Source organism: Collimonas sp. PA-H2 (assembly GCF_002564105.1).
GTDB lineage: Bacteria > Pseudomonadota > Gammaproteobacteria > Burkholderiales > Burkholderiaceae_D > Collimonas.
The window spans coordinates 680510-703747 of record NZ_PDBX01000001.1; the positions used below are offsets into that span (position 1 = coordinate 680510).

Genomic DNA, 23238 nt, shown 5'->3' on the forward strand with positions numbered 1-23238 from the left:
GCTGAAGGCAGTTCAGCACAGCCTTTTACAATCAAACTTCAGCGCCGCAATGATAGCGAGGAAAACAAAAAACTATCGATGGAAAAGTGGGATTTATTCGGAATATAATTTCGCGCCAGAATGAGGCATCTGGGCCTTTGCACAAGGCTTTCAGGGGGAACTTTGACAAGTTAACAATCGGCCGCAAGGATGCAATCACCCATGACAATAAGCAGATTCTCATGGGCAATTACAGCCGCCGGTCCCGCTTCAGGTGCGCGCCAGCCCCTTGGGCATAGGGAAAGTGACGTTTTCTTCCGCACCGTCGAGCGTGCGTACACTCTTGGCGCCATAGGCCGTCAGGCGGTCGATCACTGCCTGCACCAAGACCTCGGGGGCCGAAGCGCCGGCAGTGACGCCGATACGGGTCTTCCCTTGCAGCCAGCCGGGATCTATCTGCTCAGCGTTGTCCACCATGTAGGCAGCGGTGCCACGCTTCTCGGCCACTTCGCGCAGGCGGTTGGAGTTGGAACTATTAGGACTGCCGACCACGATCACCACGTCGACCTGCGGCGCCATGAACTTCACGGCTTGCTGGCGATTGGTGGTGGCATAGCAGATATCGCCCTTCTTCGGCTCGGTGATCAAGGGGAAGCGCTGCTTGAGGGCGGCAATCACGTCCGCCGTGTCGTCCACCGACAAGGTGGTCTGCGAGACATAGGCCAGCAGTTCAGGATTCGCCACCTGCAGCTTGTCGACATCAGCCACGGTTTCGACCAGGTGCATGCCACCTTCGGTCTGGCCCATGGTGCCCTCGACTTCCGGATGCCCTTCGTGGCCGATCATGACGATTTCACGGCCCTCGCGGCGCATCTTGGCGACTTCCATGTGGACCTTGGTGACCAGCGGGCAAGTGGCGTCGAACACTTTCAGGCCGCGCACCGCGGCTTCTTCCTGCACCGCCTTGGAAACGCCGTGGGCAGAAAAGATCACCGTATTCCCGGCCGGCACATCGGCCAGCTCTTCGATGAAAATCGCGCCCTTGTTGCGCAGGTCCGCCACCACATAGGCATTGTGGACGATTTCGTGGCGCACATAGATCGGTGCGCCGAACTGTTCCAGTGCGCGTTCGACGATTTCGATCGCGCGGTCGACGCCGGCGCAAAAACCGCGCGGCTGCGCCAGTAGAATTTCTTTATCCATAGTCATATCCATTCAATCGGCGCAATTACAGGATGCCGATGATCTTTACTTCAAACTTGAGCGACTGGCCGGCCAGCGGGTGGTTGAAATCGAACAAGGCGCCCTGCTCGTCGATCTCACGCAGCACGCCGGCGAACTGGCCGCCGCCCGGCGCCGCAAACTCCACCAGGTCGCCGATGCGGTATTCCTCGCCCAACTGCGAATTCTGGCGCAGGGTGGCGCGCGAAACGCGCTGGATCAGCTCAGGATTGCGCGGGCCGAAAGCCAGCTCAGGCGGCAGGTCGAAGGTTTGATGCGTGCCTTCCGGCAAACCAAGCAGGCAGGTTTCCAGGAACGGCGCCAGTTGGCCCATGCCGAACTGCAAAGTAGCCGGCGACTCCTTGAAGGTGCTGACAATATCCTCGCCCTCCTGGGACGCGAGACGATAGTGCAGAGTGAGATAAGAGGCTTCGGTGACAACGGGCAGGGACAAGTTAGACATAATTAGGCAAAAACACCATTAACAAAAAGGCAATCGTTCATCTGAAGATGATATTGTAAGCCACCTTGGACAAGCTGACGCGCTTAGAGGGACTAACCATGCCAATTACCGACTGGCCCGCCGATCAAAGACCGCGCGAACGCCTGATCAAATTCGGGCCGCAGGCGCTTTCCGATGCCGAACTGCTGGCTGTATTCCTGCGCGTCGGCGCCGCCGGCAAAAGCGCGGTCGACCTGGGGCGCGAATTGAGCAGCCATTTCGGCTCGCTCAACCGGCTGTTCTCCGCCACTCAGGACGAGTTCTGCGCCATCAACGGCCTCGGCCCCGCCAAATTCGCCCAGTTGCAAGCGATACTGGAACTGGGACGGCGCTCGCTGGCAGAGGAGCTGCAATCCGGCACCAGCTTCGACGCGCCGGCCGCGGTAAAGCAATATCTACAGTTGCTTCTGACCAACAAGCCCTACGAGTCTTTCCTGGTATTGTTCCTCGACGTCAAGAACCGCCTGATCTGCGCCGACGAGCTGTTCCGCGGCACCCTCACCCATGCCAGCGTCTACCCGCGCGAAGTGGTCAAGGCGGCGCTGACGCACAATGCAGCCAGCGTCATGCTGGCGCATAACCATCCCTCCGGCACGCTGGAGCCCAGCGCCGCCGACCACAAGCTGACGCAAACCCTGAAGCAGGCGCTGGACCTGATCGGCGTCAGGGTGCTGGATCATTTCATCGTCGCCGGCACGCAGGTGCACTCGTTTGCCGAACATGGCCAGCTGTGAAATCCTTCGAAAACAAATTGTTAAATCCACGAACGAGCAGAAGACACAATTGTTTTCTGCAAGTCGTTGAAAAATCTCATTTTTTTATATATACTCTCCTTTTTTCCAGTTTCGGAAATCTTTTAGGAGTAAAAACATGGCACGTGTCTGCCAAGTCACCGGGAAGGGGCCGATGGTCGGCAACAACGTTTCCCATGCAAACAACAAGACGAAACGTCGCTTTTTGCCTAACTTGCAAAATCGCCGCATTTTCGTTGAGTCTGAAAATCGCTGGGTCTCCCTGCGCTTGTCCAACGCCGGTCTGCGCGTAATCGACAAAATCGGCATCGATGCCGTGTTGACCGATTTGCGCGCTCGTGGCGAAAAAGTCTAACTAGCAGAATAAAGGAAGAATCATGGCGAAATCAGGCCGCGACAAAATCAAGCTGGAATCGACCGCTGGTACAGGTCATTTCTACACCACTACCAAGAACAAGCGTACAACTCCGGAAAAAATGTCGATCATGAAGTTCGACCCGAAGGTTCGTAAGCATGTTGAATACAAAGAGACCAAGATCAAGTAATTGATCTGTGCTCCGAAAAGCCCCGCAAGGCATGTTCCTGCGGGGCTTTTTTACGTCTGCGGCAAACCGCCTCGCCCCAAGCAGCTTTGGAGAACAGCTGCAGCACAAGAATTCCGGGCGAAAAAAAACGGTCCGATTTGCATGGACCGTTTCACCGATAAAGACCGCTGCCGCAATGCTAGCGGCGAGCCGTCTTTTATTTCAGATCAGGAGTAGCTGCGCAGGCGCAGCGAGAAATCCTGCAGCGACTTGATGCCGGAAGCCTCGGCACGTGCGCACCAGTCTTGCAACTGATGCAGCAACTGATCGCGCGTGAAATGCGAACGTTCCCAAATCGCGCCCAGCTCAACCCGCATTTCGTGCATGGTTTGCAGTGCTTTGCTATGCAGGAACAGCTCGGTCAACTGCTGCTTTTGCGGCGCTTCCAGTTTGGTCGGCTCGCGTTGCAGCAATTTCTTCGACGACTTGAGGAAACCGGCGCCCAGCTTGGCCTTGTCGGTCAGGTGGCTGCGCTCTTCGTGCCAGGCGTTCTTCAGCGACTTGGCGTACTTGGCCATGACGTCGTAGCGGTTGGCGATCACCGATTGAAGGGTATCCAGGTCAGGCACCAGCTTGGCGTGGTTGAACTTCGGCGCCGGAGCAACTTTCTTGACCTTGGCCAGGCCGCAGATTTCCAGGATCCGGATATACATCCAGCCGATGTCGAATTCGTACCACTTCGACGACAGCTTGGCCGATGTGCCGAAAGTATGGTGGTTGTTATGCAGTTCCTCACCGCCGATGATGATGCCGAACGGAATGATGTTGGTGGCAGCGTCATTGCAATCGTAGTTGCGGTAGCCCCAATAGTGGCCGATGCCGTTGATGATGCCGGCGGCGGTGATCGGGATCCACACCATCTGCACTGCCCAGACGCTCAAGCCGACGACGCCGAACAGCAGCAGGTCGATGAACAGCATGGCGACGATGCCGTAGGCGCTGTGCTTGGTATACAGGTTTCTCTCGATCCAGTCGTCCGGCGTGCCATGGCCGAATTTCTCCATTGTTTCCAGGTTCTTCGATTCAGCGCGGTACAGCTCGGCGCCTTCCCAGAATACTTTCTTGATGCCGCGGGTGACCGGGCTATGCGGGTCTTCCTCGGTGTCGCACTTGGCGTGATGCTTGCGATGGATAGCTGCCCACTCCTTGGTCACCATGCCGGTCGTCAACCACAGCCAGAAACGGAAAAAATGGCTCGGGATCGCGTGCAGATCCAGGGCACGGTGCGCCTGGCCGCGATGCAGGTAGATAGTCACCGCAGCGATTGTAATGTGCGTCACGACCAGCGTGAACACGACCACCTGCCAGGCGCTTGCACCTGTTACGCCATTCGACAAGAAATCGAGAATTGCATTGAACACTATGTGTACTCCATGTGTAATGAATGATTACGCCACTGCTTGTTTTAATGTCTGATTTGCAGTGTGATGCGGGTAAGTTGACGGGTAGTTACCGACCAATTACCCGAAATTCGACTGCAATTGTACCCTGAATATCAGCCGTTTTTAGGTTTCGGCGAATCAACCGGGCCATCTAATTGCAAATCCTGTTGTGTATCTGAGTGAAAATTACTTTTATGCAATTCATCCTCATATACCTTGATCTCTCGTTTCACGTGGGCAACTTTAATCTGATGGGCTTGCAATACGCGCCAGATCGCCCGGTTAACATCTGACAACACATTCAGGCGTCCGTTCTCGGGATCCGTGATCCAAAATCCGAGCTCTAGCTCTAGTCCGTCAGGGCCGATCTTCAGCAGCAAGGCTTGCGGCAGCACTTCATGCGAGACGCGCTCCACCTCCAGCGCCGCCTGCTCCAGCATGGTGAGTATGCTTTCGACATCATCCTGGTAGACGATCGTCACTTGCGTCGCCAGCCGCAGGATGCGGTTGGTCAGCGAATAGTTCTGCACCGAATTGATCATGAAGATCTCGTTCGGGATTACCGTATCGATGCCGTCCAGGCCTTGCAGCACCGTGTAGCGGCTATTGATCTGCACCACCTTGCCGTAGAACGTGCTGACGCCGACCATGTCGCCGATCGCCAGGCTGCGCTCCAGCAGGATCACGAAGCCCGATACGTAACTGCTGGCGATTTTCTGTAAACCAAGCCCCAGCGCCACACCCAGCGCGCCGCCGAACACCGACAGCACGGTCAGGTCGATACCCACCAGCGACAGGCTTAGCAATACCGCGATCAGGATCAGCACCGCGCGCGCCATGCGCGCCACCACGGTGCGGATCGAGGAATGCATGGTGTTGACCCGCATCAGGCGCTCTTCGATGGTGGCGCCGGCCCACAATGCGATCACCAGGGTCACCAGCACCGACACCAGCGCCTGCATGATGGCCAGCAGCGACACCTTGTAGCGGCCGATCGGCAGCACCGTGCTGTCCAGATAATCGAACAGGTCAGGCCACCAGCCGGTGATATACAGCAGCAAGCCGATCCAGACCAGGGCGCCGAAACTCTTTTCAAACAGCAGCAGGAAGGTGCCGACGCCGCTGTTGCGCGCAAAAATCCGGCGCAACACGTAGAACACGAAGCGCATCAGCGCCAGCGAAGCCACCAGCGGCACCATCAGGCGCAGGATATTCACCGGCTGGTGCCACTTCTGCAAAGCCAGCTTGATCAGCAACAGCAGCAGGAAAGTCAGGATAGGCGTGAGCACCTTGACGAAGCTGCCCAGGCCGATCTGCATCGCCGGCGGCTGCACCGCGCTGAGCGTGAAAGTACGGCGCAGCAGGCGTGCCAGCACCCAGCCCACGGCTATGCAGAGCAGCAGCAAACCGACTTGCAGCGCCAGCCCGGGCGCGCCCAGGTTGGTCAGCAAGTCGTTGAGCAATTCCGTGAAAATATCTGGCATGTGTTAGATACGGCGTTGAGTACCTAGTGTCTCGGCATTCTATCGTGCTGCGCGCTCCGGGTCAGCTTGAAACCGCCGGCCCGGAGCGGCATGATTACTTGCGCACGAACACCGCGGCAAAGAAGCCGTCGGTCTGGTGCTGGTGCGGCAGGAGTTTGAGGTAGTCGCCCATTTCCAGGGGGATTTTCTGTTCGGCCAGCACATCTTTCATCGGCACCAGCGAAAAATCTTCGTGGCTGGCCAGGAATTGCGCTGCAATCTCTTCGTTTTCTTCGTCCAGCAGGCTGCAGGTGCCGTACACCAGGCGCCCGCCCGATTTCACCAGCCGCGCGGCGCTCGACAGGATCGCGATCTGCTTGGTGTTCATCTCGACAATCGCCGCCGGCGTCTGGCGCCATTTGACGTCCGGATTGCGGCGCAGGGTGCCGAGGCCGCTGCACGGCGCATCGACCAGCACGCGGTCGATCTTGCCGGCCAGGCGCTTGACCTTGCCGTCGTTCTCATGGGCGATCAAGACCGGATGGATATTCGACAAACCGCTGCGCGCCATGCGCGGCTTCAGTTTCGCCAAGCGCTTCTCGGAAATATCGAAAGCATACAGGCGGCCGGTATTGCGCATGGTGGCGCCCAGGGCCAGCGTCTTGCCGCCGGCGCCGGCGCAGAAATCGACCACCATTTCGCCACGCTTGGCGCCGACGATCTGCGCCAGCAGCTGGCTGCCTTCGTCCTGTACTTCGATCGCACCGCTCTTGAACAGCGGCAGGTTTTGCAAGGCCGGCTTCTTGATGACGCGCAGGCCCAGCGGCGCATAAGGGGTCGGCTCGCACAGGATAGGCGCTTCCGCCAGGGCGGCGCTGACATCTTCCCGGTTCGACTTGATCGTATTGACGCGCAAATCCAGCGGCGCCGGCTGGTTCATCGCGTACGCCAGCTCCAGCGTGGCGGCCTCGCCATCGCGCGCCACCAGCTTGTCGAACAGCCATTGCGGCAGGTTGGAGCGCATCAGCGCCGGCATCAGCGTACGGTCGATTTCGCCGACCCGCGTCAGCCATTCGGTTTCTTCTTCCGACAGACCGCCCAGTGACTCGACGCCGACTGCATCAGCCAGCCCCAGCAAGGTCATGCGGCGCATGGTCGGACCGTTGCCCGATTCCGCAAAGCTGGTGTAGATCGACTTATTGCGCAGCAGGCCGTACACCGCTTCCGCAACCACGCCGCGCTCTCGCGACCCCAGCTTCGGGTGCTCGCGGAAATAGTGCGACAAGGTGCCGTCGGCAGGACCGGTAAAACGTAGAATTTCGCGCAGGACTTCTTCGGTGTGACCGATGATCGCGGGAGGCAATCTCATAATGATTCTTTCTTAAAAATCTGTTTATCGTGCCTGTACGGCAAACGATGGTGATGTGTAGTGAATCACGTAATTAGGTAACGCAACTAAGTAACGCAACTAAGCAACGCAATAAGTAACGCAACTGAGAATGTGAAGCGGGCCAGCACTAGGTTGGCTGTACGCTGACATGCACCCGGCCGTCCTCGATAGCCAGGCGGTCTTCGATGAACCAGCGCACCGCACGCGGATATAGCTGATGCTCTTCGACCAGCACCCGCTGCTCCAGTGACTGCTCGGTATCCCCCTCCAGCACCGGCACTGCAACTTGCGCCACGATCGGGCCATGGTCCAGCGTCGGCGTGACGAAATGCACGGTCACCCCATGCACCTTGACGCCAGCCGCCAGCGCTTGCCGGTGTGTCGCCATGCCGGTAAAGCTTGGCAGCAGCGAAGGATGGATGTTCAGCATGCGGCCGGCGTAGTGTTCCACCAGGGGCGCCGTCAGGATGCGCATGAAACCGGCCAGCACCACCAGATCCGGTGCAAAGCCGTCAATCACGACACGCAAGGCGGCATCGAACTGTTCACGATCAGGATAGTCTTTATTCGCTACCACCGCCGTTGGAATACCTTGGGCGGCAGCAAATTTCAAACCTTCGGCATCTGCGCGGTTGCTGATCACTGCAGCGATACGGGCAGGCCATTGTTCGGCTTGAGCGGCGCGGACGATGGCTTGCATATTGCTGCCACGCCCGGAAATCAGGATAACAATGCTTCTCATGGCGCGCATTGTACCCGTTGCAACGCAGTTTTTGAGCAAAACCGGCGGCAAATATCGTTATTGGAATGAATAAAAGACGCGGAAGGCAACTTTCTTGTCAGCCCAGAAATCGGCGCTGTCGCGGAATACGTCGAGCAGGGTTTCGCGCGCTTCCTTGTCGAATTTCTGCGTATTCGGCAGTTGTTCGATTACCACAATAAAGCCGGGTTGCGGGCCTGCCTTGTGCGCCAGGTCGGTCAGGCAGTCGTGCAGCGCATCGAAATTCTTGCCGAAATGCTTGGGAAACTGGAAAGCATGCGCGATTTTGCCCAGAACTTGCTGTTTAGTCGTCGCTTCCGCGCAGTAGGCATACAGGAAATGCTGCCCCAGGCGCTGAGCTTCCGCCTGCAGGTCGGTCACACGGAAGGCGCGGATAGACTGCACTACATTTGGCGGCACGGTTTTAAACAAGCTCATTTTTCCCTCAGCTAGAGCATTGATGGGTTGCTGTTGTGGTATCTGGTTCACTCGTCTCAGTCACTCCTGGATGCGTCTGAAGGTTTGATAATGATTGTCAGTGTAATAATATTCACCGGAAGACTGCGGATTGCCGCCCGCAATGATACGGCGCGCGCCACGGTTGCGGGCACGCGGTGTCTTTACAGTATATTCATGGTAATAACCACGCCGCTGCCTGGGCAAGGCTCCCTCATAATTGCCAAATATGACGCCGTCCTTGGCATAAGGAAAAGGCCCGCCCTGCTTGATCAACATCAATGTCGTCTGTGCTTCCGAGGGCAGCTGGTCCAGCGCAACCGTGTCCTGCGGCAAGGATTCTCGGGCAAACACCTGAAAAGACAGCAGCAAAGCTAGCAGCAAAAATATGCCGTCACGCAACATGGCAGCAGCGAAACCGGCATTTAGACCAGAGAAATGGCGCTGGGTTGCGTGGCTTTTCATAAATTCCATATTTTTTATATATGCGATACCGTAGGGTAACGTGTTGCTGAAAACGAATCAACCCGTATACTTACAGCGCAATCAAGTGTTGCAATATTTGACAATATCGAACAACTCTCAGGCGGCGCTGCCCACCGCGGCAAAGGCAACGCTCTCGGCTGGCCCGAAAAAAGCCGCCACTTCATCGCGCCGCGCCAGGGTATCTTTCTGGCCCATGCGGATCAGCTCGCGGGTATAGCCGGACTCGAACAGCAGATACGAGGCCAGCCCCCCGCCCTGCACGTCTTTGGCGCCGAGGCCGCCCAGCAAGGTGCGGATCGGCAGCGGCAGGCTGCCGAAGTGCTTGGTGGCGATATCGTCGATTTGTTCCGAGGGTGAAATAATCAGCATTTCCACCGGCTTTAGCGGGGTGCGCTGGCGCTGCTCCTCGGTCAGGAAGGAAAGCGTGTGGTTGATGCGTTCCAGCCGTTCGATATCCACCGCCAGCCCGTCCAGGAAAATGCTGGACAGCGCATGGCTGGCGATCTGCGCCAGGCTCGGATAACTGGCAAAGGTAGGGGAATCGGTCGGCGCTTCCTGGCGGCGGCCGGCGCCGACCACCATCACCTTGCTGGCGCCAAGGTGAATCGCCGGAGAAATCGGCGCCAGCTGGCGCATCGAGCCATCGCCGAAAAACTGGCGGCGGCCTTCGCAGAAGATCGGGATCGCCGGGAAGATGAAAGGGATCGCCGAGGACGCCAGCAGATGGCCAACGCCAATCTGGTCTCTCACTGCACGGCGCTGGCTGCGGGTCCAGCCCTGGATCTCGATGGCGCTTTGATAAAAAGTAATGTGCTGGCCGCCGCTGTACGAGGATGCCGTGATCGCCAGGGCGTCCAGGCTGCCGTCGGCCAGCGCCTTGTCGAGCCGGTCCAGGTCCAGCAAGCGGTGCAGCAAGGTGATCAGGGGCGTATTGTCGAGCAGGGAATTAGGCGGATGGGCATGCCACTTGCGCAGCAGCCAGCCGAAAGACAGCAACGACAGCCAGCGCGCACCCGAACGCAGTACGCCCAGCGAATCGGCGCGGTACACCTGCTCCACCGCGAAGTGCTCCCAGACATCCTTCAGTTTTTGCACGCCGAGGCCGAAGTTGTCGACCCGGCAGGCCAGCGCCGTCGCATTGATCGCGCCGGCCGAGGTGCCGCAAATGATATTGAAAGGATTCTGCTCCGGCGCCCAGCCATGCTCGCGCAAGATCGACGCCACCGCGTCCATCACGCCGATCTGGTAGGCGGCGCGAGCACCGCCGCCGGTGAGGATGAGGCCGGTTTTTTGTTTTGTCTCCATGAGACAGAAGATTACCAGCAGAAATGTATTACCGCTCTATCCAATTGATGTCCAGTGAATACCTGGCCAGCAAACCGGAAAAACACCGGCGCCCCCTCCCCGTTTGCGCATCCGGCCAAAGCCTCGGACACAAAAAAGCCAGGCAACTGTCAAGGCAAGGTAATAGTCAGATTCGCCGCCCGCGGCGCCAGTTTGACGATGTCGCTGTAGCCGGCGATGCTTGATGCAGTGGCGTGCGACAGCATGGTGTTCAAGCCGAAATAGCCGCCCAGTCCGATCAGTGCAAACACCGAACACAGCGCCCACAACGGCACTTCATTGCGCAGCTTGTGGCTGATCTGGTCCGGCCGTTCCCAGTGCGGCGCGAAACCGGCGCTTTTGCCTTTCATGCGGGCGATTTCGTCGCCCAGGCGCGCGGTCAGGTAGTTCAGTTTTTCCGGACCTTCGATGATGTATTTGCCCTGGAAACCGAGCAGCAGGCACATGTGGAAAACTTCCAGCGCCTGCAGGTGCAAGGCGCCCTTGGCGCGCAAGTCTTCCAGGCGCGTGAAGAAGTGTTCGCCGGCCAGCTGGTCGCCAAACAGGATCAGCTGCAGCGGCCGCCGCGCCCACGATTCGCGGATACTGAATTGCGAATGCAGGATGTTCTCGTCGACCGCCGCGCAAAACGCGTACTTCGCCGCGTGCACGTCTTCCGCCGAAACATCCAGCTTTTTGGCGCCGCGTTCAAAGTCGCTCAGGAAGCGCTGCATCTTGGCTGTGAAGCCGGCTTCGTCGGCCGGCGAGCAACGGTTCTTCAGCAGGAACAGGGCGTAGAAACCGTCGTACATCAGGTCCAGCAAGGAGTTGGCCGAGCTGCTGCTGTCCGGCGCTGCATATGTGCCTTGGCCCTGGCCGGAAGCCATGTCGCCAAGCAGGGATGGGGCTGAAGTTCTGTTCATGATGTAACCGCTAAGAGCTCAAGTTTAAGGTCGTTGATGCCGGATGGCACGTAGATCGAAATCGATTGCGCCTGCAACATGCGATCGTACAAGGCGCCCTTGTTTTCCAGTGCAAAATAATAGGTGTCCGGCCGCACCGGCAGCGCCGCCGGGACTTGCGGCGAATGCGACAGCTTGACGCCGGGCATCGCTGACAGCACGAATTTATCGACGTCGTCAGGTGCGCCGATCTTGAAGCGCAGCGGCACGATGTCGACCAGTTCGATGGCCGGCATGCTGGCGTTGACGGCCAGGTAGAACGCGGTCTTATCGTCGATCTTGCCGGAGTCGAGCATGCCGTGATGATGCGACGGTTTGTTTTCCGACAGCGCGATGGAGAAATAGCGCGACGAAATCACCGTGTCCAGCAACTCGCGGATGATGGTATCCAGCTTGGCGAAACACGGGCCCGGATCCTGATGCTGGTAAACCGGCAGGTCGGATAGCGCGTAGCTCTTGGAAAACGTCATCAGCGCACCGGCCAGGCTCAGCAATTGCTCGTACAGGCGCTCCGGATGAAACGCCGGATTATGGAAATAGTGCGTCAGTCCGGCAAACGCCGAACTGGCCGTATGCAGCAGCCAGAATGAAGAAATATCGCCGGAGCGGAATTCGATGACATTCTTGCTCGGCTCACGGTGATGGCCGTACAAGGCGCTGACCTTGGCTTGCAGCGCGTCCATCAGGCGCCGCAGCTGGATGTACAGCGCAGGAGCACTGCGGATGGTCAGGCTAGGCGCCACGAAAGTCGGGTCCGGCTCAAAGCCGCCGGTAGAGATGCGGCGCAGCTTGATCAGCGGAAAACTGATGAGGGAGTCGCGCGGCTCCATTTCCGACACCAGCCGCACCGATTTCTTCAAATAGGTCAGCTCCGCTTCAGCCGCCTGCGTGAACAGATCGGCGGTGGCCGCATTGTTCTGCGCATAACGGGTGGCGTTGCTGGTCTGGCCCAGCGGCGAGAAATTGCCGCCGAAGCCCTTCATGTAAGGCAGCGCCGCGTAATAGGTAATGGTTTGCTGGGCGTGCGGGATATTGGTCAGGTCGACCACTTCCGGCAGGTCATCGGCCTCGGGCGCCTTGTAGATTTCTCCATCCTGGAAAATCACCGACAACTCTGACAGCCGCAAGGTATTGTTGGCCAGCGCATCGCGGTCCAGCTGCACTGACAGCACGCCCCAGGCATATGGATGCAAGGCATTGGTGGTTTCATGCAGGCGATTCTCGTGATAGCGGTCCTGCTGCTGGAAATGCTGGGGCCGCAGAAACAAGCCCTCGCCCCATAAGATTTTCGATGTTCGATTCACGTATTTGACTCACATGTAAATTTATTCAAGCCACCATCATGCAGTTGCCGGCAAAGCGCTACCCGCACGGAGCCGGGGTTAAAAACTTGCTGGCGCCGACGTCTTCCGCCACCGTGACGCCAGTGCCGACCGTCAACGCACACGCATGCGCACCCAAGGTTATACCGGATTTCTCAGCCTGTTCCGCCGGAAAAGTCAGTTTCCAGCGTTGCGCCGCCGGTTTGCGGAACAAGGCGACAACGCCGACGAAACCGGCTTCCCGGGAGACCTTTTCGCTGACTTCATAGCGTTGTCCAGGGACCAGGGTGATTTCCTTAACTTCGATCAAATCTGCCCCTAGCACGTCCTTTTCTTTCTGCGGGTTAGTAAATGTATCGTAAGTTGCCTGTTGGAATGCACCATTTTGTCTTAACTTATATACTCTGGCCACCAGCGCCAGCGGCGCACCGCCACTATCAGTATTCAAGTTAGACCCGGCGTGCAGCTTGATGGCAACGGTCCTGGGCGGCTTTTGGGCATCCGGAATTTCGGGTTTGGTGATGCCTGACATCTGCAATACCGAGCTGGCAATCGAGCCGACCGCCGAGACGGCGCCGGCGGCGCAACCGGCCAGGCTCAATACGGCGGTGAGCGAAGCCAAGAGATAAAGTGGTCGCATTAACATTAATTATCGTCTTTATTTGGGTTGCAAAAATGCTGGATAGATAATACTGTCTGGATTAATATTTTGTTACTAATTTTATACAAAACAACAACACCGCACTAGTTGCTGCCTAGACATATAGTATGGGTCTGGACTAAACTTGTTGCAATGGTGTAACCAAAGTTAACAAATTTTGATGTAGATTGGCAATATGATATCTGCATCTGCTAGGTTTTGTTAAGATTTGGGCTATTTAAAAGTTGCCACATAGAAAGCGAGTTTAAGATGAGTCAATGGAAGAGTAAATTTATCTACGGCATGGCATTGACATGTTTGGTAAGCGCCTGTGCAACAACGCCGCCGCCAGTAGACCCGGCTGCCAAACTGGATGCCATCGTGGCTGAAGCGGACGCGGCCCAGAAAGCCGGCCAGACCGACAAGGCCGTCAAATTGCTGAAAGACGCAACCAGCGCATTTCCGGCAGACAAGGGTCCATGGGTACGTTTGGCGCAAATCCGTTTCGATGCGGAAAATTATGGCGACGCCATTTCCTATGCGCTGGAAGGTTTGAACCGCGATCCGAAAGACAAGGTCGCCAACAGCATCGTCGCGGTGGGCGGCTTGAGATTGTCGACCAAGGCATTGAACGACCTGCGCACGCAAAACGATTTGAACGGCAATGTCCGTACCGAAGCACAAGGCCTGGCCAAAATCCTGCGCGAAAGCCTGGGCGAGACAGTACTAGTGCCGGCCCGTCCCAAGGTCGTGGCGCGTCCTGCCGCCGCCCCCAAGAAGGGTGCCGTGGCGGCCAAACCTGGCTCCACGCCTGAACCTAGCGGCGACGGCGCCAATCCATTCGGATCGTTGCAGTAACTCTAAATGAATCCTGCGCCCCGCCACGGGGCCAGGGCTTGATTATTATCCGGTAAGCATCAGCGGGGGTTTTATGGCCAAAAAAGAGAGTACTCAAAAACGTTTGCAGAAAGTCCGTCCACCACGGGTGCAAATGACTTACGACGTTGAAATCGGCGACGCCATCGAGCAAAAGGAATTGCCGTTCGTGATGGGCGTGGTAGGCGACTTCAGCGGCAAATCAGATGTGGCCCAGGCCAAGCTGAAAGACCGCAAGTTCGTCAACATCGACAACGACAACTTCGACGAAGTGATGAAGGGCATCGAGCCGAAAGCCACTTTCCGCGTGCCGAATCATCTGAGCGATGCAGGCGGTGAATTTGGCGTCGAGCTGAAATTCAAGTCGATCGACGATTTCCGTCCGGAAGCCGTGGTGCAGCAGATCGAACCGCTCAAGCAGTTGCTGGAAGCCCGCACCAAGCTGGCGGATCTGCGCAACAAGCTGGCCGGCAACGACAAGCTGGAAGACATCCTCAACGATGTGCTCAACAGCACCGAGAAGCTGACGGCGTTGAGCAAGCAAACCAAGAAACAAGGAGACTGAGATGTCCTTTCAGCATAACTCTGCGGCGGCAGCCAGCCCGGTAGCGGAAGAATCCGGTTTGCTCGACCAGATCGTAGAACAGAGCAAAGTCGCCAAATCCGGCGCCGAACATGACCGCGCCAAGGACATCATTTCGGAACTCGTGAACCAGGTCATGCAAGGCACCGTGGTGGTCTCGCCCAACCTGTCGGCGACCATCGATGCCCGCGTGGCTGAACTGGACCGCCTGATTTCCGAGCAGGTCAGCGCCGTCATGCATGCGCCTGAATTCCAGAAGCTGGAAAGCAGCTGGACCGGCCTGCACTACCTGGTGTTCAACTCGACCACCGGCCAGAACATCAAGATCAAGGTGCTGAATGCCACCAAGCGCGAGCTGGTGAAAGACTTCCAGGCCGCCCTGGATTTCGACCAGAGCGCGATCTTCAAGAAAGTCTACGAAGAAGAGTTCGGCACTTTCGGCGGTTCGCCGTTCGGCGCCCTGCTGGGCGATTTTGAAATCACGCGGCAACCGGAAGACATGTATTTCGTCGAGCAGATGTCGCACATCGCCGCTTCTGCCCATGCGCCCTTCATCAGTTCCGCATCGCCGGAACTGTTCGGACTGGAAACCTACAGCGAACTCGGTAAGCCGCGCGACCTGGCCAAGGTGTTCGAAACCGTCGAATACGCAAAATGGAAGTCTTTCCGCGAGTCGGAAGATTCCCGCTATGTCGGTTTGACCCTGCCGCGCTTCCTCGGACGTTTGCCGTTCAATCCGAAAGACGGCCAGACCGTCGACGGCTTCAACTTCGTGGAAGATGTCGACGGCACCGATCACTCCAAATACCTGTGGTGCAACGCAGCCTATGCTTTCGGCACCAAGCTGACCAAGGCATTTGAAGACTTCGGCTGGTGCGCGGCGATCCGCGGCGTGGAAGGCGGCGGCCTGGTGGAAGACTTGCCGACCCATACCTTCAAGACCGATGAAGGCGAAGTCGCGCTCAAGTGCCCTACCGAGATCGCCATTACCGACCGCCGCGAGAAAGAACTGAGCGACCTCGGCTTCATCTCGCTGGTGCATTGCAAGAACACCGACTACGCCGCTTTCTTCGGCGCGCAATCGACCCAGAAAGCCAAGAAATACAATACCGATTCAGCCAACGCGAACTCGGTGCTGTCAGCCCAGCTGCAGTACATCTTCGCGGTATCGCGTATTGCGCATTACATGAAGTCGATGATGCGCGACAAGATCGGCAGCTTTGCTTCGGCAGGCAACGTGGAAGACTTCCTCAACCGTTGGCTGACCCAGTATGTGCTGCTCGATGACAATGCCAGCCAGGAGCAAAAGGCGCAATTCCCGTTGCGTGAAGCCTCAGTGCAGGTATCCGAAGTACCAGGACGTCCGGGTGTCTATCGTGCAGTGTCTTTCCTGCGCCCTCACTTCCAGCTTGACGAACTTTCAGTTTCACTCCGCTTGGTCGCAGAATTACCGGCGTCAACCAAGTCTTAATTTTATTGAATAAGGGGTATTACCATGGCAATCGACGTATATCTGCAAATTAACGGCATCAAGGGCGAATCGACCGACAGCGCCCACAAGGACTGGATCGAATGCAAATCGGTGCAATGGGAAGTGCTGCAGCCTAAGTCGGCTACTGCATCGACCGGCGGCGGCCACACAGCCGAGCGCTGCGAGCACAAGGATATCGTGATCACCAAGATCGCCGACCTGGCTACGCCTTTGCTGCTGCAGAACTGCTCGTCCGGCAAGACCATCGACAGCGCCAAGTTCGAATTCCTGCGCGCCGACGGCAAGGGCGACCGCATCAAGTATTTCGAAATCGAACTGTCGAACCTGCTGATCTCCGACGTCACTCCTTCCGTCCAGGAAGGCGATGTGCTGAGCGAAAGCGTCAGCCTGAAGTACTCCAAGGTCAAATGGAAGTACACCCAGCAAAAAATCGGCGGCGGCTCCGGCGGCAATACTTCCGGCGGCTGGGATCTGTCGACCAATAAAGTCGTGTAATTTTTTTGCACCAGTAATGGGAGCCGCGGCATGCTGCGGCTCTTTTTTTCTTTGAATGGTATGCGATGAAAGGTTTCACGCCTGGATTGTTTGACAGACTGATGGGTGGCGACAGCACACCTGCGCAATCCGATCTGGTAGTGCGGCTGTCCACGGACTCCTTGAAAGACGCGGTTGCCCGCGACCTCGAAGCCATGCTGAATACGCGCACCGTGATTCCCGAAGAAATACTGAAGAATTTCCCCGAATGCAGCAAGTCGATACTGACCTACGGCTTGAACGATTTTTCCGGCATGAGCCTGGCCAGCATGGATGACCGCGCGTACATCTGCGAATGCCTGGAACAAGGCATTGCGCGCCACGAGCCGCGCCTGAGGAATGTCCGGGCTTCGCTCGAACTGCGCGAAGGATCGATCAACCGCTTGAATTTTGCGATTGCAGCCATGCTGGTGGTCGGGCCGGCCAAGGAAGCCGTCAGCTTCGACGCCGTGCTGCAGCCATCGACCTTGCAATACTCAATCAGCAAAGCACGCCGCGCAGCGCGCATGGACGGTTAACGTGGACGAACTACTCCCCTATTATGAGCGCGAGCTCGGTTTCCTGAGGCGCTATTCGCGCGAGTTTTCCGAACGCTACCCGAAGATTGCCGGCCGCCTGCTGATGTCAGGCGAAGTGTCGGAAGATCCGCATATCGAGCGCATGATCCAGTCCTTTGCGCTGATCAACGCCCGCACCTCGAAGCGCCTGGACGACGACTATCCCGAATTCACCGAAGCGCTGTTCGAGGTGCTGTATCCGCACTATCTGCGGCCTTTCCCCTCCTGCTCGATCGCGCGCATGGACTATGCCGCTGCCGCCGCGCAGCTGACCATGGCCATGCCGGTGCCGCGCGGCACTGAGCTGACCACACGCCAGGTCAAGGGCGTGGCCTGCAAATTCAAGACCAGCTATGACGTCACGGTAGCGCCGGTGCAGTTGTCGCACGCGATATTCGATCCCATCATCGAACCGCCGGATGCAGTGCAGTTACCGCCGGCAGCCAGCTCGCGCATCGGCATTACTTTCGAAAGCATTGCCGAGCAAGCCGGCTTTGCCGAACTCGGCGTCACCAGCCTGCGCGTCTTCATCGACGGCGAACCGTCGTTTTGCGCAGCCTTGCGCGATACGCTTTTCATGCGCACCGTGCGCGCCTATGTGGAAGCCGGCAAGAGCGGCAAATGGCATGCCGTCAGCAAGATTCCGGTGACGCCAGTCGGCTTTGAAGAAGACGAATCGCTGATCGATTTTCCGGCGCGCTCGCATCCGGCTTACCGCTTGCTGACCGAGTATTTCTCCTATCCCGAGAAATTCAATTTCTTTGACGTCAATGTCGCCGACCTCACCAAGCTGCTGCCGCCGGGATGCAAGAAATTCACCCTGCATCTGGTGCTGTCGGGTCTGCGTGCCGATTCCAACACCGCGCGCATGCTGGGCACCATGTCGACCAACAACCTGCTGCTGGGCTGCACCCCGGTCATCAACCTGTTCAAGCAGCGCGGCGACCCGATCCGCCTGACCCACACCAGCGCGTATTATCCGGTAGTGGGCGACTCGCGCCGCGCCTACGCCTACGAAGTGCACTCCATCGATTCGGTGCAGCTGGTGCGGCAAACGCCTGAAGGCGAATCGATTACCGAATTCCGTCCCTTCTATTCGCTGCGGCACGGCGAAAGCGCGGACAAGGCCGGCCACTACTGGGCCATGCGGCGCGACGAAATGGTGGCTGCCCGCAGCCCCGGCTACGAAACCGAGATTTCCATCGTCGACATCGACTTCGATCCAGCCGCTATAGAAACCGACACGCTGAGCATCGAGCTGACTTGCTGCAACCGCAACCTGCCCTCCTCGCTGTCCTACGGCCTGGAGGGCGGCGACCTGTTCCTGGAAGGCGGTTCGCTGGTAAACGAGATCAGTTTCTTGAGAAAGCCTTCCGAGCCCTGCCGCTTCGAACGCGGCCGCGGCGCTCACTGGCGCCTGATTTCGCACTTGGCCTTGAACCATCTGTCGCTGGCCAAGGGTGGCCTGGAAGCGCTGCAGGAAACCCTCAGCCTGTATGACTTGCCGCGTTCGGCCATCTCGCAACGCCAGATCGGCAGCGTGGTCGGCATCGATCACAAGGCTGCGACCGCATGGCTGCCGGGCAATCCGTTCGCCTCGCTGGTGCGCGGCATCGAAATCCGGGTGACGCTGGACGAGGAAGGCTTTGTAGGTAGCGGCATCCATGTGTTTGCCAACATCCTGGACCGTTTCCTCGGCCTGTATGTGCATGCCAACAGCTTTACGCAATTGGTGATAGCTTCAAAACGAACAGGTGAGGAGATACTGCGATGCTTACCGCGCAGCGGAGATTCGAACCTAGTGTAATCCAGCGCCTGCTCGACAAGCCGCATCGTTTCCAGTTTTTTCAGGCAGTGATGATGCTGGAGCTGTGGCTGAAGCAGAATGGCGTCCCGCATGAGGAGGCGGTCAGCGATTTCCTGCGTTTCCAGAACACGGTGTCGCTCAACTTCCCGCCGAGCGAGATTGAGGCTCTGCACGTTACGCCCAAGCTGACCAGTCAAACCGTGGAAGAACTGCTGGAAGCCTTGCAGAGCAACCGGCTCGACAATATTGCGCTAACGCCGGCGTTCATCGGCTTTTTAGGCAGCAACGGCACGCTCCCCAGTCATTATTCGGAACGGATTGCCGCGCATCAGCTGTATGAAAAGGATCACGGCCCGCGCGCCTTCCTCGATGTCTTTTCGAATCGCGGTGTGGCGCTGTTCTTTAAAGCCTGGCGTAAATACCGGCTGGAGTTCAAGTACCAGATCGACGGCAAGGACAGCTTCCTGCCGCTGCTGATGGCGCTGGCCGGCCTCGGCCATCGCACCTTGCGCGACCGCATGTCGGAAGAAGGCGAAGGCTTGCTGGACGAATCGATCGGCCATTTCGCCGCGGCGATCCGGCACCGGCCGCCGTCGGCCGCGTATATGCAGCGGGTGCTGTGCGAATATTTTGCGGTGCCGATCGCGATCGAGCAGTTTGTCGGCCACTGGTACGACGTCCCGCTCGATCAGCAAACCGTGCTGGGAGCCACCAATGCGACGCTGGGCAGCGTTGCCATGGTCGGCGAGCGGGTCTGGCAGCGCGACTTGCGCATGCGTCTGAGGATAGGCCCGCTGCGCCGCAAGAAATTCGAAAGCTTCTTGCCGGGCGGCTCCGCCGCCGTCGGCTTGCAAAAGATACTGGCGATGTTTACCAGCGTTTTCCTGGAATACGAAGTACAGCTGATCCTGCGGGCGGACGAGGTACGCAGCGTGACCTTGAACTCCGACCGCGAGGGCGGCCAGCTGGGCTGGGACACCTTTGTCACCAGCAAGCCGGAACAGCATGACCGCACCGACGTTTGTTACGAAATTCACTCACTTTGACCATGCATGGATGGGAAGGCTTCAATGAGCATTAATCTCAAAACCTTAATCAGCAAACTGAACGACACCTCGCGCCTGGCGGCGGAACGCGCTGCAAACATCTGCGTCGGTCGCGGCCAGTACGAAGTAGATATCGAGCATCTGTTCCTGGCTCTGCTGGAACAGCCGAAGAGCGACTTTGCCGTGATCGCGCGCAAATGCGGCATCAGTATCGCGGCGCTGGAAAGCGACCTGCAACATGAGATCGACCGCTTCAAGAACGGCAATGCCCGCACTCCGGTATTTTCCCCTCACCTGCCCAAGCTGTTCGAGCACGCCTGGCTGATCGCCTCGCTGGACAACCAGTCCGGCCGTATCCGCAGCGGCCACCTGCTGCTGGCGCTGCTGACCGAGCCGGACCTGGTGCAGCTGGCCTACCGTGGCTCCAAGCTGTTCATCAAGTTCAAGCTGGACGACCTCAAGCACGACCTGGAAAAGCTGACCGAAGGCTCGCAGGAAAGCGCAGCCGTCAATGGCGGCGGTACTGCCGGCGCTGACGACGAAGGCGGCGATCCGGTGCAGGATCTGACCAACAAGGGCGAAGCCTCGAAAACGCCGTCGCTGGACAAGTTCACCACCAACCTGACGCAGCGCGCGCGCGAAGGCAAGGTCGATCCGGTGATCGGCCGCGATACCGAAATCCGCCAGACCATCGACATCCTGATGCGGCGCCGCCAAAACAATCCTATCTTGACTGGCGAAGCCGGCGTCGGCAAAACCGCGGTAGTGGAAGGCCTGGCGCTGCGCATCGCCCAGAAAGACGTGCCCGACGTCTTGCAAGGCGTGGAAGTGCATACGCTCGACATGGGCCTGCTGCAAGCCGGCGCCAGCGTCAAAGGCGAGTTCGAGAACCGCCTGAAGAGCGTGATCGACGAAGTCAAGAAAAGCTCGCACGCCATCATCCTGTTCATCGACGAAGCCCACACCATGATCGGCGCTGGCGGCCAAGCCGGCCAGAACGACGCCGCCAACCTGCTGAAACCGGCGCTGGCGCGCGGCGAGCTGCGCACCATCGCCGCCACCACCTGGAGCGAGTACAAGAAATATTTCGAAAAAGACGCCGCCCTGGCGCGTCGTTTCCAGGTCGTCAAAGTTGAAGAGCCGAGCGAAGAACTGGCTTGCGCCATGCTGCGCGGCATGGCGCCGCTGATGGAAAAGCACTTCGGCGTGCGCGTCTTCGACGAAGCCATCACCGAAGCGGTGCGCCTATCGCATCGCTACATCAGCGGCCGCCAGTTGCCGGACAAAGCCATCAGCGTGCTTGACACCGCTTGCGCCAAGGTCGCGCTGGGCCAGAATGCAACCCCGGCCTTGATCGAGAACATCGTCAAGAAACTGGACCGCCTGGTGGCTGAACTGAATTCGCTGGAACGCGAATCGAATGCCGGCGGCAAGCATGCCGAGCGCCTCAAGGAATTGCGCGAACTGCAAAGCACATTGAATGCGGAATTAGCGATCCACCGCGAACGCTGGGAAAAGGAAAAAGCCCTGACCGACCGCATCAAGGCAGCGCGCACCGAACTGGAAGCGATCCCGGCGGCCGAAGAAAGCGCCAAACCTTCCAAGAAGGCGCCCAAGGACAGCAAGGAAAACCAGGAACTGGCGAAGCTGATCGAAGAACTGAAGCAGCTGCAAGGCGAAACGCCGATGGTGCCGGTGCAGGTCGACGGCCTGGTGGTGGCGGAAATCGTCGCCAGCTGGACCGGCATCCCGCTCGGCAAGATGGTCAAGGATGAAATCAAGACCGTGATCAACCTCGGCTCGCTGCTGCACGAGCGCGTGCTCGGCCAGCCGCATGCGATCGAAGCCGTGGCGCAGCGGGTGCGCACTTCGCGCGCCAACCTGGACGACCCGAACAAACCCAAGGGCGTGTTCCTGTTCGTCGGCCCGTCCGGTGTCGGCAAGACCGAAACCGCGCTGGCGCTGGCCGACGTGCTGTACGGCGGCGAACGCAAGCTGGTCACCATCAACATGAGCGAATACCAGGAAGCGCACAGCGTCTCCGGCCTGAAAGGCTCGCCGCCGGGCTACGTCGGCTATGGCGAAGGCGGCGTCCTGACCGAAGCGGTGCGGCGCAATCCATACAGCGTGGTGTTGCTCGACGAGGTGGAAAAAGCCCATCCGGACGTGCTCGAACTGTTCTTCCAGGTGTTCGACAAGGGCGTGCTGGACGATGCCGAAGGCCGCGAGATCGACTTCAAGAACACCATCATCATCCTGACCAGCAATGTCGCCTCCAGCCTGATCATGCAAAGCTGCCTCAACAAGGCCGCAGCGGAACTGCCGAGCACCGACGACCTCGAACAAGCGATCCGGCCGCAGCTGGTGAAAGCCTTCAAGCCGGCCTTCCTCGGCCGCCTGAAGGTGATCCCCTACTACCCGATCTCGGACGACGTGCTGGTGGAAATCATCAACCTCAAGCTGGGACGCATCCAGAAACGCATCGCCATCAACCACAAGGCCGAATTCAGCTACGACGAGCCGCTGGTCGAAGCCGTGCTGGCGCGCTGCACCGAAGTCGATTCCGGCGCCCGCAACGTCGACAATATCCTCAACGGCACGCTGTTGCCGGAAATTGCCGAAACCGTGCTGGCCAAGATGGCCGAAGGCGGCAGCATCGCCAAGATCAAGGTCACTGCCAACAAGCAGGGACAATTCAAGTACGCAATCAAATAAAACCAGGAGAAATCATGGATGCAGCAGTCAAACAGAAAATTCTGAAGCAGTGCTATTCGAAACGGTTCGATGAGAAATACAGCCGCAGACACCAGTACCAGGACAAGGCGACCGATGTGCGCAACTACGTCAAGCTGACGCCGGCGGACATCATCGACTTGCTGGATACGGCCTCGGCGGCCGCGCGCGCACCGGCACGCCGCCTGCTGCAGCTGATGCAGGGGTGGCCGTGGCTGCCTTCAGCGACGGCGCATGAGGGCGGGATTGGGGATCAGCGTGGGGTGGACAATAATCTGCACATTACGCTGAAGGTGGGGAATAAGAGTTATCACTTGCGGTGCAAGGAGCAGCCGGGGTTGCATATTATCCAGATTACCGGATAGCTGTCAGGCCAACTTGGCCTAAC

The 23238-nt window shown here is 58.3% G+C and carries 24 protein-coding genes; 12 read left to right on the plus strand and 12 right to left on the minus strand.

The features are described 5' to 3' along the window. Nucleotides 1–249: 249 nt before the first annotated feature. Together ispH and BCF11_RS03090 are read right to left on the minus strand one after the other, a co-directional pair. Nucleotides 250–1188, minus strand: coding sequence for a 4-hydroxy-3-methylbut-2-enyl diphosphate reductase (gene ispH / locus BCF11_RS03085; protein WP_098493437.1), 939 nt, complete (start codon nt 1186–1188; stop codon nt 250–252). Between the two features lie 19 nt (nt 1189–1207). Then, on the minus strand, nt 1208–1663 hold the full coding sequence (locus BCF11_RS03090; RefSeq protein ID WP_098493438.1) for a peptidylprolyl isomerase: 456 nt from the start codon (nt 1661–1663) through the stop codon (nt 1208–1210). 98 nt (nt 1664–1761) lie between these two features. Here BCF11_RS03090 and radC point away from each other — a divergent pair, with 98 nt between their 5' ends. From radC to rpmG, 3 genes are all read left to right on the plus strand, one after another. Next, entirely contained in the window at nt 1762–2436 is a 675-nt protein-coding gene (radC, locus tag BCF11_RS03095; RefSeq protein WP_098493439.1) for a DNA repair protein RadC, read from the plus strand. Nucleotides 2437–2572: 136 nt separating this feature from the next. Then, nucleotides 2573–2809, plus strand: coding sequence for a 50S ribosomal protein L28 (rpmB, locus tag BCF11_RS03100; protein ID WP_014005219.1), 237 nt, complete (start codon nt 2573–2575; stop codon nt 2807–2809). Between the two features lie 22 nt (nt 2810–2831). Further along, complete coding sequence (gene rpmG / locus BCF11_RS03105; protein WP_009667251.1) at nt 2832–2999, plus strand: 50S ribosomal protein L33; 168 nt, start codon at nt 2832–2834, stop codon at nt 2997–2999. A gap of 206 nt (nt 3000–3205) precedes the next feature. Here the strand turns inward: rpmG and BCF11_RS03110 are convergent, their stop codons facing one another. The 10 genes from BCF11_RS03110 to tssJ form a co-directional block, all read right to left on the minus strand. Next, nucleotides 3206–4399, minus strand: coding sequence for a fatty acid desaturase (locus tag BCF11_RS03110; RefSeq protein ID WP_199110726.1), 1194 nt, complete (start codon nt 4397–4399; stop codon nt 3206–3208). A 134-nt stretch (nt 4400–4533) separates the two neighbouring features. Then, nucleotides 4534–5904, minus strand: a complete 1371-nt coding sequence (locus BCF11_RS03115; protein WP_098493441.1) for a mechanosensitive ion channel family protein — start codon at nt 5902–5904, stop codon at nt 4534–4536. Nucleotides 5905–5998: 94 nt separating this feature from the next. Further along, the gene (locus tag BCF11_RS03120; protein WP_098493442.1) at nt 5999–7252 is read right to left on the minus strand and encodes an RsmB/NOP family class I SAM-dependent RNA methyltransferase; all 1254 of its coding nucleotides are present in this window, start codon (nt 7250–7252) and stop codon (nt 5999–6001) included. A 148-nt stretch (nt 7253–7400) separates the two neighbouring features. Further along, on the minus strand, nt 7401–8024 hold the full coding sequence (gene purN / locus BCF11_RS03125; RefSeq protein ID WP_098493443.1) for a phosphoribosylglycinamide formyltransferase: 624 nt from the start codon (nt 8022–8024) through the stop codon (nt 7401–7403). A gap of 48 nt (nt 8025–8072) precedes the next feature. Then, nucleotides 8073–8471, minus strand: a complete 399-nt coding sequence (locus BCF11_RS03130; protein ID WP_098493444.1) for a barstar family protein — start codon at nt 8469–8471, stop codon at nt 8073–8075. A gap of 60 nt (nt 8472–8531) precedes the next feature. Beyond that, nucleotides 8532–8954 (minus strand): ribonuclease domain-containing protein, encoded by a 423-nt coding sequence (locus BCF11_RS03135; RefSeq protein ID WP_199110728.1) that lies wholly within the window; start codon nt 8952–8954, stop codon nt 8532–8534. Between the two features lie 117 nt (nt 8955–9071). After that, the gene (locus tag BCF11_RS03140; RefSeq protein ID WP_098493445.1) at nt 9072–10280 is read right to left on the minus strand and encodes a patatin-like phospholipase family protein; all 1209 of its coding nucleotides are present in this window, start codon (nt 10278–10280) and stop codon (nt 9072–9074) included. Nucleotides 10281–10429: 149 nt separating this feature from the next. After that, nucleotides 10430–11221 (minus strand): type IVB secretion system protein IcmH/DotU, encoded by a 792-nt coding sequence (gene icmH / locus BCF11_RS03145; protein WP_098493446.1) that lies wholly within the window; start codon nt 11219–11221, stop codon nt 10430–10432. Then, entirely contained in the window at nt 11218–12564 is a 1347-nt protein-coding gene (gene tssK, locus BCF11_RS03150; protein ID WP_098493447.1) for a type VI secretion system baseplate subunit TssK, read from the minus strand. Before tssK ends, icmH begins: the two co-directional genes overlap by 4 nt. A 58-nt stretch (nt 12565–12622) precedes the next feature. Continuing rightward, on the minus strand, nt 12623–13222 hold the full coding sequence (gene tssJ, locus BCF11_RS03155; protein ID WP_199111068.1) for a type VI secretion system lipoprotein TssJ: 600 nt from the start codon (nt 13220–13222) through the stop codon (nt 12623–12625). A gap of 270 nt (nt 13223–13492) precedes the next feature. On the opposite strand from tssJ, the gene BCF11_RS03160 reads away from it, so the two are divergent. The 9 genes from BCF11_RS03160 to BCF11_RS03200 all read left to right on the plus strand — a co-directional run bounded on the left by BCF11_RS03160 (nt 13493) and on the right by BCF11_RS03200 (nt 23215). Further along, nucleotides 13493–14080: a M48 family metallopeptidase gene (locus tag BCF11_RS03160; protein WP_098493449.1), complete on the plus strand. Its 588-nt coding sequence runs from the start codon at nt 13493–13495 to the stop codon at nt 14078–14080. A 73-nt stretch (nt 14081–14153) separates the two neighbouring features. After that, complete coding sequence (gene tssB, locus BCF11_RS03165; protein ID WP_098493450.1) at nt 14154–14663, plus strand: type VI secretion system contractile sheath small subunit; 510 nt, start codon at nt 14154–14156, stop codon at nt 14661–14663. 1 nt (nt 14664) lies between these two features. Then, nucleotides 14665–16152: a type VI secretion system contractile sheath large subunit gene (gene tssC, locus BCF11_RS03170; RefSeq protein WP_098493451.1), complete on the plus strand. Its 1488-nt coding sequence runs from the start codon at nt 14665–14667 to the stop codon at nt 16150–16152. A 24-nt stretch (nt 16153–16176) separates the two neighbouring features. Continuing rightward, entirely contained in the window at nt 16177–16668 is a 492-nt protein-coding gene (locus BCF11_RS03175) for a type VI secretion system tube protein Hcp (RefSeq protein ID WP_038491337.1), read from the plus strand. A gap of 65 nt (nt 16669–16733) precedes the next feature. Next, entirely contained in the window at nt 16734–17225 is a 492-nt protein-coding gene (gene tssE, locus BCF11_RS03180) for a type VI secretion system baseplate subunit TssE (RefSeq protein ID WP_098493452.1), read from the plus strand. Nucleotide 17226: 1 nt separating this feature from the next. After that, nucleotides 17227–19071, plus strand: coding sequence for a type VI secretion system baseplate subunit TssF (tssF, locus tag BCF11_RS03185; RefSeq protein ID WP_098493453.1), 1845 nt, complete (start codon nt 17227–17229; stop codon nt 19069–19071). Then, nucleotides 19035–20117 carry a type VI secretion system baseplate subunit TssG gene (gene tssG / locus BCF11_RS03190; RefSeq protein WP_098493454.1) on the plus strand — a complete coding sequence of 361 codons (1083 nt, stop codon included), beginning with the start codon at nt 19035–19037 and terminating at the stop codon, nt 20115–20117. Before tssF ends, tssG begins: the two co-directional genes overlap by 37 nt. A gap of 24 nt (nt 20118–20141) precedes the next feature. Then, nucleotides 20142–22832 (plus strand): type VI secretion system ATPase TssH, encoded by a 2691-nt coding sequence (gene tssH / locus BCF11_RS03195; RefSeq protein ID WP_098493455.1) that lies wholly within the window; start codon nt 20142–20144, stop codon nt 22830–22832. Between the two features lie 14 nt (nt 22833–22846). After that, complete coding sequence (locus BCF11_RS03200) at nt 22847–23215, plus strand: hypothetical protein (protein ID WP_098493456.1); 369 nt, start codon at nt 22847–22849, stop codon at nt 23213–23215. The last annotated feature ends 23 nt before the right edge of the window (nt 23216–23238 follow it).